Annotated in this window: 11 protein-coding genes; 3 read left to right on the top strand and 8 right to left on the bottom strand. The window is 63.0% G+C overall.

The features are described from left to right. Positions 1-51 precede the first annotated feature (51 nt). From ACLBXN_RS08015 to ACLBXN_RS07995, 5 genes are all read right to left on the bottom strand, one after another. Entirely contained in the window at positions 52-1,191 is a 1,140-nt protein-coding gene (locus ACLBXN_RS08015) for a CaiB/BaiF CoA transferase family protein (RefSeq protein WP_447611767.1), read from the bottom strand. A gap of 82 nt (positions 1,192-1,273) precedes the next feature. Next, on the bottom strand, positions 1,274-2,281 hold the full coding sequence (locus tag ACLBXN_RS08010) for a tripartite tricarboxylate transporter substrate binding protein (protein WP_447611766.1): 1,008 nt from the start codon (positions 2,279-2,281) through the stop codon (positions 1,274-1,276). Positions 2,282-2,311: 30 nt separating this feature from the next. Beyond that, positions 2,312-3,493, bottom strand: a complete 1,182-nt coding sequence (locus tag ACLBXN_RS08005) for a M20 aminoacylase family protein (RefSeq protein ID WP_343678119.1) — start codon at positions 3,491-3,493, stop codon at positions 2,312-2,314. Between the two features lie 168 nt (positions 3,494-3,661). Beyond that, complete coding sequence (locus ACLBXN_RS08000; RefSeq protein ID WP_447611765.1) at positions 3,662-4,657, bottom strand: Bug family tripartite tricarboxylate transporter substrate binding protein; 996 nt, start codon at positions 4,655-4,657, stop codon at positions 3,662-3,664. Positions 4,658-4,757: 100 nt separating this feature from the next. Beyond that, the gene (locus ACLBXN_RS07995) at positions 4,758-6,464 is read right to left on the bottom strand and encodes an acyl-CoA dehydrogenase family protein (RefSeq protein ID WP_447611764.1); all 1,707 of its coding nucleotides are present in this window, start codon (positions 6,462-6,464) and stop codon (positions 4,758-4,760) included. Positions 6,465-6,716: 252 nt separating this feature from the next. Here ACLBXN_RS07995 and ACLBXN_RS07990 point away from each other — a divergent pair, with 252 nt between their 5' ends. Beyond that, complete coding sequence (locus ACLBXN_RS07990) at positions 6,717-7,625, top strand: LysR family transcriptional regulator (protein ID WP_447611763.1); 909 nt, start codon at positions 6,717-6,719, stop codon at positions 7,623-7,625. A gap of 5 nt (positions 7,626-7,630) precedes the next feature. Here ACLBXN_RS07990 and ACLBXN_RS07985 read toward each other — a convergent pair whose 3' ends face one another. Next, positions 7,631-8,281, bottom strand: a complete 651-nt coding sequence (locus tag ACLBXN_RS07985) for an MSMEG_1061 family FMN-dependent PPOX-type flavoprotein (RefSeq protein WP_447611762.1) — start codon at positions 8,279-8,281, stop codon at positions 7,631-7,633. A 123-nt stretch (positions 8,282-8,404) separates the two neighbouring features. On the opposite strand from ACLBXN_RS07985, the gene ACLBXN_RS07980 reads away from it, so the two are divergent. Together ACLBXN_RS07980 and ACLBXN_RS07975 are read left to right on the top strand one after the other, a co-directional pair. Next, the gene (locus ACLBXN_RS07980) at positions 8,405-9,202 is read left to right on the top strand and encodes an AraC family transcriptional regulator (RefSeq protein ID WP_447611761.1); all 798 of its coding nucleotides are present in this window, start codon (positions 8,405-8,407) and stop codon (positions 9,200-9,202) included. Positions 9,203-9,423: 221 nt separating this feature from the next. Next, complete coding sequence (locus ACLBXN_RS07975; RefSeq protein WP_447611760.1) at positions 9,424-10,371, top strand: bifunctional helix-turn-helix transcriptional regulator/GNAT family N-acetyltransferase; 948 nt, start codon at positions 9,424-9,426, stop codon at positions 10,369-10,371. A 146-nt stretch (positions 10,372-10,517) separates the two neighbouring features. Here ACLBXN_RS07975 and ACLBXN_RS07970 read toward each other — a convergent pair whose 3' ends face one another. Together ACLBXN_RS07970 and ACLBXN_RS07965 are read right to left on the bottom strand one after the other, a co-directional pair. After that, positions 10,518-11,846 carry a diguanylate cyclase gene (locus ACLBXN_RS07970; RefSeq protein ID WP_447611759.1) on the bottom strand — a complete coding sequence of 443 codons (1,329 nt, stop codon included), beginning with the start codon at positions 11,844-11,846 and terminating at the stop codon, positions 10,518-10,520. Between the two features lie 331 nt (positions 11,847-12,177). After that, complete coding sequence (locus ACLBXN_RS07965; RefSeq protein ID WP_447611758.1) at positions 12,178-12,798, bottom strand: sugar O-acetyltransferase; 621 nt, start codon at positions 12,796-12,798, stop codon at positions 12,178-12,180. Positions 12,799-12,870 lie beyond the last annotated feature (72 nt).

Raw genomic sequence — 12,870 nt, 5'->3', positions numbered from 1 at the left:
CCAAAAAAGGAAAGCCCGCGCAGGGCGGGCTGGTGTCGCTGTGAAACAAGCTCAGGCGCCGGCGTCCGGCAGAAAATCCTGCCCCTCGCTCAAAGGGGCGAAGCGGTAGCTGGCCGGCGTGCGGCCGAGCTTGACCGGAGCGCCCAGCCCCTGGTACTGGTCCATGGTCACCACCATCTCACGGTGCGCCGTATGTGGATGTTCAAGCGCCTGGGCGACGTCCAGCACCGGCGCGGCGGGCACGCCTATGGTCATCAGCTCGTCGGCCAGCTTCAGGCCGTCCAGCGCCGCAAACGCCTGCTGCAGCAAGGGCTTGAGCTCGGCGCGATGGACGGAGCGCTGGCCTGCAGTGGCAAAGCGCTCGTCCTGCGCCAGCTCGGGCCGGCCGACATGGCTGCACAGCAGCCGGAACTGCCGGTCATTGCCCACGGCCAGAAAGATGGGAGCACCGCCGGTGCTGAGCACGTCATAGGGATAGATATTGGGATGGGCATTGCCCGAACGCTGCGGCACCTTGCGCCCCATGAACCAGTTGGCGGCATGGGGGTGGAGCAGCGACAGGCCGGAGTCGTAAAGCGAGGCATCCACCAGCTGGCCCAGCCCGCTGCGCCCCCGCTCGTGCAGGGCCAGCAGAACGCCTATGGTGGCATTCAGCCCGGTCACCATGTCCACCACCGGCAGGCCCACGCGCAGCGGGTCTCCGTCGGCCTCGCCATTGATGCTCATGATGCCGGCCATGGCCTGGATGGCGGCGTCATAGCCGGGCAGGCTGCCCAGAGGGCCGTCGGCACCGAAGCCCGTGACGCGGCACCAGATCAGATGCGGCAGCTGCTCGCGCATCTGCTCAAAGCCTATGCCCCATTTCTCCATGGTGCCGACCTTGAAGTTCTCCACCACCACATCGGCCTGGGCCATCAACTCGCGCACACGCTGCTGGCCTTCGGGCGAGGACAGATCGAGAAACTGGATGCGCTTGTTGCGGTTCAGGCCGAAGTAGTAGGAGGCCACGCCGTCGCGAAACGGGGGCCCCCAGGTGCGCGTGTCGTCTCCCTGCGGTGGCTCCACCTTGAGCACATCGGCGCCATGGTCACCCAGGATCTGCCCGCAGAGCGGCCCGCCGAGGATGCGTGACAGATCGAGAACCTTGATGCCCTGCAAGGCTCCGGCGCCGATCGTGGCTGGATTGTGCATGTTTCAATTCCCTACAGAATGCGGGCCCTGGGCCCGCGTATAGCTCAAAATGTGGCTCAGAAATTCTTTGCGGTTGACCGCATCAGGCCAGGGGCGTGCGGCCTACGCTGCGCACCAGTGCACTCAGGCGCTGATGGATGGCAGCAAAGCTCTGGTCTGCCTCGGCCTGCGAGGTCACAGGCTGCCGGATATGCTTGCCCTCCAGCTCCAGTCGGCTGCGGATGTCCTGGTTCACCAGTGCCCGCCCTATGGCGCCACGCAACGCCGCCACGCGATCGGCGGGCGTGCCTTTCTTCACGAAGTAGCCTGCGCTGACCGTGTATTCGAAGTCCGGGCTGAGGCGGCTTTGCGATATCAGCGGCACATGGGCCAGGTCCTTGGGCAGGGTCTTGGAGAAACTGGTCAGTATCTTCAGCCTTCCCTGCTTGGCCATGGCTTCGAAGCTGGCCTGATAAGGCAGGATGGCGAAGTCCACCTGTCCTCCTGCCAGGTCCTGCAGGGCCGGCGCGGCGCCCTTGTAAGGCACGTGCAGAAACGGCAGCTTCAGTCTGGCGGCCAGCGCATCGCCCATCAGGTTGTACATGGAATCCACGCCCACCGTGCCATAGGTCAGCGGGCCCTTCTTGCCGGCGCGCGCATATTCGATGAAGGCGTCATAGCTGTCGACAGGCAAGCCGCTCTTGACCATGAGCACGATGGGCGACTCCGTCGTGGGAGCCGCCAGCGTGAAGTCGCCCGGCTTGTAGCGCGCTGCCGTATTGAGCATGGGCGCCAGGAAGATCTCGTTGGCCGAGCCATGGAAGAACATATAGCCGTCGGCCGGTGTGTTGAGCACCTTGGCCGCAGCAATCAGTCCCGTGCCGCCGCCCAGGTTCTCCACCACCACCTGCTGCCCGAGGCTGCGGCCTATGGATTCGGCAAAGATGCGTGCCGCCACATCGCTGGCTCCGCCAGCGGGAAAAGGCACCATGAGAATCAGAGGCTTGGCCGGAAAGCTTTCTGCAGCCCGGACCCCGTTCGAAGCTGCCGCCAAGGCAACCGTCTGCCACAGTGTGTGCCGCATAAAGCCGCGGCGGTTCCATGTCCCCATCTCCTGCCTCCCTCTTCGATATACGGCCGCTCAGGCCAGATAGCTTTGCACCAGTTGCGTCCAGAAGGCCGCACCGATGTGCAAGGCCTTGTCATTGAAGTCATACAGCGGGTTGTGCACCATGCAACCGCCATCCTCGCCCACGCCGTTGCCCAGCCGGATATAGGCGCCGGGACGCTTTTGCAGCATGTAGGCAAAGTCCTCGCTGCCCATGGTGGGCGTGCGCTCGCCCACCTTGTCCTCGCCCAGCAGGCTGATTGCCACCTGGCGCGCGTACTCGGTCTGGGCTGCGCAGTTCACGAGCACCGGGTATTTGTGCACATAGTCGATCTCGCAACCGAGCTGGTAACTCTCGGCCTGGGCCTGCACAAAGGCCTTGATGCGCTTCTCCACCCAGCTGCGCACATCCGGATGCAGGGCACGCACGCCGATCTTGAGCACTGCGCTCTCGGGCACGATGTTGAAGACCTCACCAGCCTGGATGGAGCCCACCGTGATCACAGCTGCCTGCTGGGCATCGAGCTCGCGCGTGATGATGGACTGCAGGCCCAGCACGATGCTGGCTGCACACTGCATGCTGTCTATGCCATGGTGCGGCATGGCGCCATGGGCGCTGCGCCCGCGCAGCGTGACGGTCACGCGATCGAACGAGGCCATGGCCGGCCCCGGGCTGATCGCCATCCGACCCACGGGCAGGCCCGGCGCGTTGTGCAGCGCGTAGATCTCGTCGCAGGGAAACAGCTCGAACAGGCCCTCGTCCACCATGCGCATGGCTCCTCCCTCGTTTTCCTCGGCCGGCTGGAAGATCAGGTTCAGCGTGCCGTCGAAATCGAGCTTCTCGGCGATGTACTTTGCAGCGCACAACAGGATGGCTGTATGTCCGTCATGGCCGCAGGCATGCATTTTCCCGGGCAGGCGGCTGGCGTAGTCCAGACCTGTTCTTTCGAGAATGGGCAAGGCGTCCATGTCGGCGCGTATGCCCAGCGACTTGCTGCCCGAGCCTTTCTTGAGCACGCCGACCACGCCGGTCACGCCCAGGCCGCGATGCACCGCATAACCCCAGCGGGCCAGGGACTCGGCCACCATGTCGCTGGTGCGCGTCTCTTCGAAAGCAAGCTCGGGATGGGCATGGATGCTGCGGCGGACCTCGACGAACTCGGCAGCGACCGCCTGCAGTTGCGCAAGCAGAGGGGATGGGCTTGAAAATGTCATGGCGATGGATAGTTGAAGAGCCCGGGCCCCTGTCTTGCATGGGCCCGCAGGCAGTGGCTGGAGGTGCTGAACAGTTTCCCCTCGCAACCCATGCAAGAGGTTTCGAAAAGTTCTAACACGACCAGCCTTCAAAGGCACGCGTTTGCTTGCATCCAAGCAACTGCACCGTCAGTCCAGCGTGACGCCGGCCTTTTGCACCACCTCGCTCCATTTGCCGAGTTCGCTCTTCACAAAGCCGGCCAGATAGGCAGGTTTGGTATCCGCACCACGCTCCAGGCCCTGGGCCGCAAAGGCCTTCTTCACGTTGTCGGAATCCAGCGCCTTGGCATAGGCCTGATTGAGCAGCGCGACCCGATCCGCGGCCATGCCCTTGGGGCCGACCACACCGAAGAACACGCTCACGTCATAGTCGGGCAGCCCCTGCTCGGCAATGGTGGGAATCAGCGGCATGGCGCTGGAGCGCTTGGCCGTGGCCACGCCCAGGGCCTTGACCTTGCCGGCCTTGATATAGGGCATGGCCGTGAGGATGTCGGTGAAGGTCATCTCCACCTGACCCGCCAGCAGGTCGTTGAGTGCCGGCCCCGTGCCCTTGTAGGGCACATGTTGCAGCTCGGTACCGGCCATGCCGTTGAACAGCACGCCCGCCAGATGGGACGAGGCGCCGTTGCCGGAGGAGGCGAAATTGAGCCGGCCAGGCTTGCTCTTGTCCAGCTCGATCAGTTCCTTGACGTTGTTCACCCCCAGGTTGGGCCGCACCACCAGCACATTGGGCAGATAGCCCACATAGATGATGGGCGAAAAGCTGGTGCGTGGGTCGTAGTTGATGGACTTGTACAGCGGCTTGTTGATGGCCAGCGGGCCCGATGTACCGAACATCAGCGTATAGCCATCGGGCTTGGCGCGGGCCACGAAGTCGGCACCGATATTGCCTCCGGCTCCAGCCTTGTTCTCCACGATCACGCTCTGACCCAGTTCCTTGGTCAGCTCGGTGGCCAGAATGCGCGCCATGGCATCGGTGGGGCCGCCAGGCGGAAACGGCACGATGAACGTGATGGGTCGCTCGGGAAATTTCTCGGCGGCCTGGACATTCAAAGAGAGGCCCAGGCACATAGCGGCGCTGGCGAGCGCGACCGATCCGGCCAGCAAACGGCGATTGATATTCATGACTTGTCTCCTTGGGTTGTTCGCCAATCGGTGTTGGCTTTCAAAATGCATAGCTGCCGGCGCTTGTCTGTATTGCGCCGACGCTGCTTTATGTGTCAATTCACTTTTGCCATTCCAGCGGCACTTCGGTCGCCGCCAGCGGATCGCGCGGCAGCACGCGGTGCAGCAACACCAGCTGCGACAGGCGCAGGCGCTCGGCGGAGCCCGTCTGCCTGGCTTCCCAGGCCATGGCGATAGCCGTGGTGCAGTTGTAGAGCGCGGTGGCAGCCTGGCGGGCCAGCACGTCGCCTCCATCCAGGGCCGCTCTCTCGGCCAGGGCGCTGGCGCGCTCCAATGCCTGCTCCAGGGCCTGGCGGTAGCCGGGCACCAGCAGGGCCTGATCCAGCAATGCGTGCAGATACTGCTGCAGCACCGGCAGCGAGCCTTCGCGCTTGATGGCGCGGATCACGTCCAGCGCCACGATATTGCTCGTGCCTTCCCAGATCGAGCCCAGATGCGCGTCGCGCACCAGCCGTGGGTCGCTCCACTCCTCGATATAGCCGCAGCCGCCACGCACCTCCATCGCGTCGCCGGTAACCTTGCGCGCATCGCGGCAGGCACGAAACTTGATCAGCGGCGTGAGAATGCGCAGCAGCGGGTATGCCCCCTCTTCGCCCGCATCCGAACGCATCAGCGTCTGTGCGGTCTGGAACACCATGGTGCGCGCCTGCTCGGCAGGCACGCGCAGCTTGTCGAGCTGGCGCTGCATCAGCGGCATGTCTTCGAGGCGCTTGCCGAAGGCGATGCGCTCGTGGGCGATGAACTCGGCTTCGGCCACGGCGCGGCGCATCATGCCGGCCGAGCGCACGCCATTGGAAAGGCGCGAGTTGTTCACCATGTCGGCAATCTGGACAAAGCCCCGGCCCTGCTCGCCCACCAGATAGGCGGTGGCGCCTTCCATGCGGATCTCCCCGCTGGCCATGGACTTGGTGCCCATCTTGTCCTTGAGACGGATGATGCGGTAGTGGTTGTCGCTGCCATCGTCAAGCGTGCGCGGCAGCAGGAACAGCGAGATGCCCTTCATACCCGCCGGTGCCCCGTCAACACGCGCCAGCGCCATGGCGAACTCGGCATCGGGGTTGGAGCAGAACCACTTGTCGCCGGTCAGACGCCAGGAGCCGTCGATCTGCGGGTAGGCCATGGTCTGCGTGTTGGCGATGTCGGAGCCGGCAGCCTGCTCGGTCATGAACATGGCGCCCTGGGCCTGGTTGTCCCAGTCCAGCGACAGCAGCTGCGGCAGGTATTTGTCCACCAACTCGGACGTGCCGAACTTCTTGAGCGTACGTGTCAGCGAATCGGTCATGGACAACGGGCAGCACAGACCGAACTCGGACTGCACGAACAGATAGGTCAGCGCGTACTTGACGGCCGGCGGCATCTTGCCCTGCCAGCCCAGCATGTCGTCGCGGTGCGAGATGGCCTGCAGGCCGAACTCGCCGTAGGCGATGCGCTCGAGCTCTTCATAGGCGGGGTGCTTGATGATGCGCTGGCTGTCCTGGCCGGAGCGGCTGCGATGCTCGAGCGTGGGTGGGTTCCTGTCGGCAATGCCGGCCAGTTCGTCGATGCGCCCGCCGGCCAGCTCGCCCATGCGCTGCAGATGCGGCTGCAGGTGGGACAGCAAATCCTCCGGCAGATAGAGTCTGAGCAGCGACTGCAGCTCGGAGTCGGTGCTGTAGAAATTGGCACCGTGGCGGTCAGGAACGGGATGGGCTGCAGCGCTGGCAGCCTGGGCCACGGCATGCATCTGGCTCTTGTCGTTGGCGGACATGAAGGTCTCCTGCTGAATTCGAATACACCCTTGGGGCGCGGCGCGCCCGCCTCCTGGATGGGATGACAACCGCGCTGCGGGACGGCCCGGCCGTCTGGACCCTTGCTCTCGGCCTCCGGGAAGGCGGCGATGGATTCATGCGCTGTGCGTCACACAAAGAGCCGGGGACTGCTGCGAATTTCAGCACCCTGATATATTCGCGTCAAATATTATTAAAATCTTTTCCAATACTTTTTATATATAGATAACAGCATGGAACTGCGGCTGCTGCATTACTTCGTCACCCTGGCCGAAGAACTTCACTTCAGCCGTGCGGCTCAGCGGCTGTCCATCTCCCAGCCCCCTCTGTCGGTGGCCATCAAGCAGCTGGAGCAGGAGCTGCAGGCCCAGCTTTTCGAGCGCAGCAGCAAGGGCGTACGGCTCACGGCTGCCGGCGAACATCTGCTGGGCAAGGCGCGCCAGCTGCTGGCTCTGAGTCAGCAGGCCGCACAGGAAACGCGCGACGTGGCCCAGGGCACGCGCGGCCATCTGCGCCTGGGCTTCGTGGGGTCCAGCCTCTACCGGGGCCTGCCGCAGGCGCTGGAGCAGTTCCAGCACAGCCACCCCCAGGTGCGCGTGGACATGCTGGAAGCCAATAGCGCGGAACAGATCCTCGGTCTGCAGCAGATGCGGCTGGACATGGCCCTGGTCCACTCCATGCAGCCCCCGAAAGGCATTGACAGCCAGTTGCTGGTGGAAGAGCCTTTCGTGGTCTGCCTGCCCGAACAGCACCCGCTTCACGCCAGTGCCGCCATCGATCTGGCCGAGCTCAGGAACGACCGCCTGATCCTGTTCTCCAGCCTGGTTTCGCCGACTTATCACCAGCGCATCTACGAGATGTGCCTGACCCATGGCTTTGCCCCCGAGGTGCGCCACGAGGTAAGACACTGGCTGTCGGTGATCTCTCTGGTTTCGCTGGGCCAGGGCGTGGCCCTGGTGCCCGAGGCGCTGGCTCGCGTGGGCATGCCGCGCCTGGTATTCCGGGCGCTCAGGGGCACCCATCCATCATCGGAGATGCTGGCCATGTGGCGTCGCGCGCCCGCCAATCCGCTGGTGGCCCGCCTGCTTGCCTGCCTGCGCGCGGCCGCCGAGTCGCTGAACACCCCTGCCGACTCCATCTGACTGTTTCAGCCATACAGATCACTGCGCACCGCCTGCTGGTAATGCGCATCGAGTTCCGCAATGCTGGAATGCTCGCCGTCCGTGGCCTCAGGGCCCGCCTGAAGTGCGGCGAAGCCGACCAGCATCTGGCCGATGCTGGGCAGCTCGCTGCGCTGCGGCCGGGCCGCCGGCTCCCACAACCGCGCCCGATTGATGGCCTTGCCGCAGTGAAACAGCACTTCGTCAACGCGCACCACCGTGGCGGTTTTCGGCGTTTTCTCGCCTTCACGCAGCTCCTGCAGCAACTCGGTGGCCGCACTGACGCGAGCGCGGCCGTTGATGCGCAGAAACACCTCTAGGCCGGGGAACAGGAACAGCATGGCGACCCGCTCATCGTGCTGGAGATTTCGCAGCGATTCGATGCGGTTGTTGCCCGGCCAGTCGGCGAAGACGAGGGTCTTGTCGTCGAGCACATGGACAAAGCCGGGCGGCCCGCCGCGTGGCGAAGCATCCATGCCGGCCGGACCGGCCGTGGCCAGGCAGAAAAAACTCGCCTGCTGCAGATACTGCCGATGAAAATCGACCAAATGGTCGAGCACCGCCTTCTGTATGCGCTCGCTCGGCGGCGCATACAGGGCGTCGAGCTCCACCTGCTTCGGTGTCCGGGTCTCTGACATCTGGACTACTCCTTCTAAAGAGCAGCGAGCCTAAGGCAGAGCCCTCTGGCGGCTATAGAATTGTTCAGCCATTGAATAGCGGAAATCCGCCAAACTGATTGGCTGCCTGCCATCCATCTCGCAATGTCCGACCTGCTGGAATTACTGCAACCTCATCTGGATGACGACGCCGGCCCGGTCATCATCGCGGCCACTCGCTGGCAGGAGCAGGAGCTGTCCTCCGAAGCGCATCAGCATGCGCGCGGCCAGCTGTTTGGCTCCCTGCGCGGCCTGATCTCGGTGACCGTGGAAGACGGCGTCTGGATCGTTCCCGCCATCCACGCCGTCTGGCTGCCGCCCCACCACAGGCACTCAGGCCGATCGTTCGGGCCCTACCACGGCTGGAGCGCCTATATCGCCCAGCATGCCTGCGCCGATCTGCCCGCCAGGCCTTGCACCTTGCGTGTCTCCGGCCTGCTGCGCGAAGCAGTGTTGCGCCTGGCGGCCAGCTGGACTCACCCGGCACAGCCGTTGCGCTCGCCCGAGCTCGACAACGTATCTAGTGTGGTGCTCGACGAAATCCGCCACCTGCCCAGGCAAGCCCTGGGCCTGCCCCTGCCCAGCGATTGGCGCGTGCAGCGCATTGCCCAGGCAATGATCCAGAACCCGGCCGATGCCCGGGATCTGACGGCCTGGGCCGACTGGGGAGCGCTGAGCACCCGCACGCTGAGCCGCCGCTTTGTGGCGGAAACCGGCTACAGTTTCAGCGCCTGGCGCCAGCGCCTTCGCCTGCTGCGCTCCCTGGAGCTGCTGGCCGAAGGCGTGCCGGTCAGCCATATCGCACTCGATCTGGGCTGGGCCAGCCCCAGTGCCTTTATCCAGTTGTTCAAGCGCGAGTTCGGAGAAACACCCGGCATTTACCGCGCACGGCTGGGATCCTGAACCCCGGAAAGCGGCGCGTGCGTCACGGCTGCGCCATGGGCAGCGCGGCCACCAGGGCTTCAGACACTTCAGACGAAAGAGCTTCGCGAAACCGGGCTCATGCCATGGGCGTCCCAACCATCCGCCTTGCAGGATTCAGCGCCCTGCGTATTGCCTGCGCGACTTCGACAAAACTTCCTGCTGACCAAATGGTTGTATCATGCAACCATTTGGAGATATCTATGGCAAACGAACCGTCTCTAGTCGAGCAGATACGCGCTTACTCACGCTCCATGGCGCGTGATTGGGGCTTCATGGGTGAAAGCATTGCAGGCGCAGACCTCTCCCCGTCCGCCGTGCATGCGCTTCTTGAAATTGAAGAAGGCAATGTCAACGCCAAGGATCTTGGGGCAATGCTTCGACTGGAAAAATCCAGCGTCAGCCGGATGCTGCGCAAACTGGTGGAAGCCGGCGATATCAGCGAGTCACCGGACCTCCACGACAGCCGGCTCAAGCAGCTGTCGCTGACCCCTGCGGGCAGGTTACGCGTCGAATCCATTCATGCACATGCTCGCGCACAGGTCACGCATGCCCTGGAACGATTGAACCCGGGACAGAAGCACACCGTCTCGAAGGGATTGCAGCTTTACAGCGCTGCACTGTCGTCCCGGATTCAAGGCGACAAGGAAAAGCCGGTCGTGGAGCTCGCAAGCGGCTATCAGCCGGGAATCATTGCTCGCATCACCCAGATGCATGCGCAGTACTACTCTCGTGAAGCCGGGTTGGGCCAGCGTTTTGAATCCGTTGTTGCCGCGGGCCTGGCCGAGTTCTCAAATCGCTTGAACCACTCACGGAACCGGATCTGGACGGCCATCCATGAAGGAGAAATCATTGGCTCGGTCGCCATTGACGGCGAAGACCTCGAACCCGGCATTGCACACCTGAGGTGGTTTATCGTCGATGACAGCGTGAGGGGCAGCGGTGCGGGGAGACGACTGCTGAATGCTGCGCTCGAATTTGTCGACCAGCAGAAGTTTCGCGAAACCCAGCTTTGGACGTTCAGCGGGCTCTCTGCGGCTCGCCATCTGTATGAGTCATATGGCTTCAAGTGTGTTGAAGAGTGGGTGGGCGATCAGTGGGGAAAACAGATGCTGGAGCAGCGATTCTCCAGAGTCGGCTCCGGCAACTAGGACTGTTGTCCTGATCCGAGCGCGCTTTGGTCAGCCGCTTTGGCACCTGAACTGCAGCCGCGATCATGCCGATGGCTGAAATGGACAGCTGTGAGCCTACCGAGCCTATCCAAAGCGCTCCGCCAGCGCAGGGCGCTGATTGGAGATCAAACACCGGCCAAGCAGACGCTGTTGCGGCCTTTTCGTTTGGCTTCATACAAGGCCCTGTCCGCCATGTCGATGAGGCTGGAGCAGGAGGAATCCAGTGCAGCACCACTTGCGCATGCGACTCCCACGCTGATGGTGATCTGCACCAATCCGGTTTGCTCATTGCCTAGCGACAGGGCCTCGACCTGTTGCCGGATGAATTCGGCGAGCCTGGCCGCGCCGGACAGACCGGTGCCAGGCAACAAAATGGCGAATTCCTCGCCCCCATAACGGGAAACCAGGCTACCTGCGCGCTGGACGCAGTGCGCCAGCAGGCCGGCGAAACACTTGAGCACCTCATCGCCGAACGGGTGCCCAAAGCTGTCGTTGAGCTGCTTGAAATGGTCGACATCCAACAGAAGCAGCGAAAGTGCGGTCTCCGACCGATGTGCTCTGCGCCACTCCGACTCCAGCACCTCATCGAACCGTCTGCGGTTCACCAAGCCTGTCAAAGCATCCTTCACGGCCAGGGACTCCAGGTGCAAGGTCAGCTGCCTCAGCTCTTCCTGCTGCCGCCGTGACGCGGTGATGTCGACATGCGAAAAAAAGCTGCAACCGTTGGCCTGGGTCCCGCGCAGCTCCACCACGCGCACCCAGCGGTCCTGAGGCAGGGCCAGCACATAAGGAGCCCCTGAAAACCGTTGCCGCTCCGTGAGAACCGAAAGCCCTGTTGCATAGTCCGTGGTCGGCTGCTCGTGCGCCCATGACTGCGCATAGATATCTTCAAACATGCGCGCGCCAAGACACTCGATGTCCGTCAAGCCATAGAGCACCAGAAAGGAGTGATTGGCCCAGACCGCCCTGTCCTGCTCATCGACCATCAGGATGCCATCCGCCAGACTTTCCAGGGCCAGTGCCGTATCCTCCGAAATCTGCCGAGGCCGTCGCGCCTGCTTGGGATTGATCCGGTCCTGCATCCCCGTGAGCAAGGGAGCGGTCTTGCGCCACAGTCTGATCCGGCCCAGAGGCCCCAGGGCAAGAGAGGCGGCCCGGACGCGATAGTCATGGTGGTCGAACTCGAACGCACGCTGCTGGTTGTGATGTCGCTGGATGCCCTCTTCGATGTAGCGCTCCATGCATGGCAGCTCCTGCGCCGAAAGCCTTTGCAGATAGAAACGCCGCAGATTCTCGCTATAGGCTTCACCGGCATATACATGCCCGGCATGCTCGGGGAAGAACTGCAGAAAGGTATCGTTCCACAGCTGGGTTCTGTCGTTCGCATCAAAGACGCAAACCGCCACTTCCAGCTGGTCCAGGGCCAGCGCTACGACGCGGAGAATCGAGATCAAGATTCGCTACACAGACAGGGTTGACCGAGCAGGTTTGTCGTTTCGGGCCCGCAACAGCCCCCTGCAAACCCAGGTAAGAATGAGATTTGCACGCCGCGAGGCACCTGCCGGTCTCTCGATGCAAGCTTTGGCAAGGCAGCCAGACTGGAGCAGCCGCTGCGCCCGCCAGCGGTGACCAGAGCCATGGGCACAGACGCCGCAGGGCAGTCCTTCATGGGCGAACCTCGGGAGGAATTTTCTCATTATTTGAAATAACGACCGCCAGCCGCAAGTACTGGGCCGACTCGACCATCTCCCGCCGCCTGCGCCAGCGATCGCAGGCACGCATTACCTAGAAGGCCTGGCCGGGATGCGGGGCCTCGTTGACAAAGCCCGTCTTGTCCTTTGGGGAAATGGCCCGAAGAACCTTGCAGGGAATGCCTGCGGCCACAACCCCTGCAGGAATATCGGAGGTCAGCACACTGCCCGAGCCGATGATGGAATCGTCACCGATCGTCACGCCGGGATTGATATGCACCCCAGCGCCTATCCACACGCGGTTGCCGATCGTCACGGGTTTTGCAAAACAGCCGCCCGCCGCACGTTCGGCCGGATCGATGGCATGGTTGGAGGTATAGATGCCAACACGTGGTGCCAGCAGAACATCGTTGCCGATGAAGATTCCTCCGCCATCCAGCATGATGCAATCGAAGTTGGCATAGAAGTTATTGCCAATGTGGATGTTCCGGCCAAACTCGCAACGAAAGCGCGGTTCGAAATGCACGTTCAGGCCTGCGGAACCCAGAAGGCGGCGAAGTATCGCCTCACGCACAGGCGCAGGTTCCGAGAAGGAGTCGTTGTACTCGTTGCTCAGCAGCACCGCATGCTGCCGTGCGCCCACCAGCTCCGGCGTCAGATCGTTGTACATCTTTCCGGTGCGAATGTGATCAAGCTGTGTTTCGAGACTGGACATGGGGGCAGGCTTTGCAAAGTCGACAACCTTACCCCATTGCTGATGCCGTGGACGGCTTGGGTCGGCTCGCGT

It is taken from the genome of Comamonas sp. C24C (assembly GCF_053345995.1).
Note: the sequence above shows the minus strand (reverse complement) of the source record. Positions and strands in the feature narration are given on the sequence as shown.

Coding starts and splice junctions, on each gene's coding strand:
- ACLBXN_RS08015 (WP_447611767.1), bottom strand. CDS start 1,191: ATGCACAATCCAGCCACGATCGGCGCCGGAGCCTTGCAGGGCATCAAG.
- ACLBXN_RS08000 (WP_447611765.1), bottom strand. CDS start 4,657: ATGAATATCAATCGCCGTTTGCTGGCCGGATCGGTCGCGCTCGCCAGC.
- ACLBXN_RS08005 (WP_343678119.1), bottom strand. CDS start 3,493: ATGACATTTTCAAGCCCATCCCCTCTGCTTGCGCAACTGCAGGCGGTC.
- ACLBXN_RS07985 (WP_447611762.1), bottom strand. CDS start 8,281: ATGTCAGAGACCCGGACACCGAAGCAGGTGGAGCTCGACGCCCTGTAT.
- ACLBXN_RS07995 (WP_447611764.1), bottom strand. CDS start 6,464: ATGTCCGCCAACGACAAGAGCCAGATGCATGCCGTGGCCCAGGCTGCC.
- ACLBXN_RS08010 (WP_447611766.1), bottom strand. CDS start 2,281: ATGGGGACATGGAACCGCCGCGGCTTTATGCGGCACACACTGTGGCAG.
- ACLBXN_RS07990 (WP_447611763.1), top strand. CDS start 6,717: ATGGAACTGCGGCTGCTGCATTACTTCGTCACCCTGGCCGAAGAACTT.
- ACLBXN_RS07975 (WP_447611760.1), top strand. CDS start 9,424: ATGGCAAACGAACCGTCTCTAGTCGAGCAGATACGCGCTTACTCACGC.
- ACLBXN_RS07965 (WP_447611758.1), bottom strand. CDS start 12,798: ATGTCCAGTCTCGAAACACAGCTTGATCACATTCGCACCGGAAAGATG.
- ACLBXN_RS07980 (WP_447611761.1), top strand. CDS start 8,405: ATGTCCGACCTGCTGGAATTACTGCAACCTCATCTGGATGACGACGCC.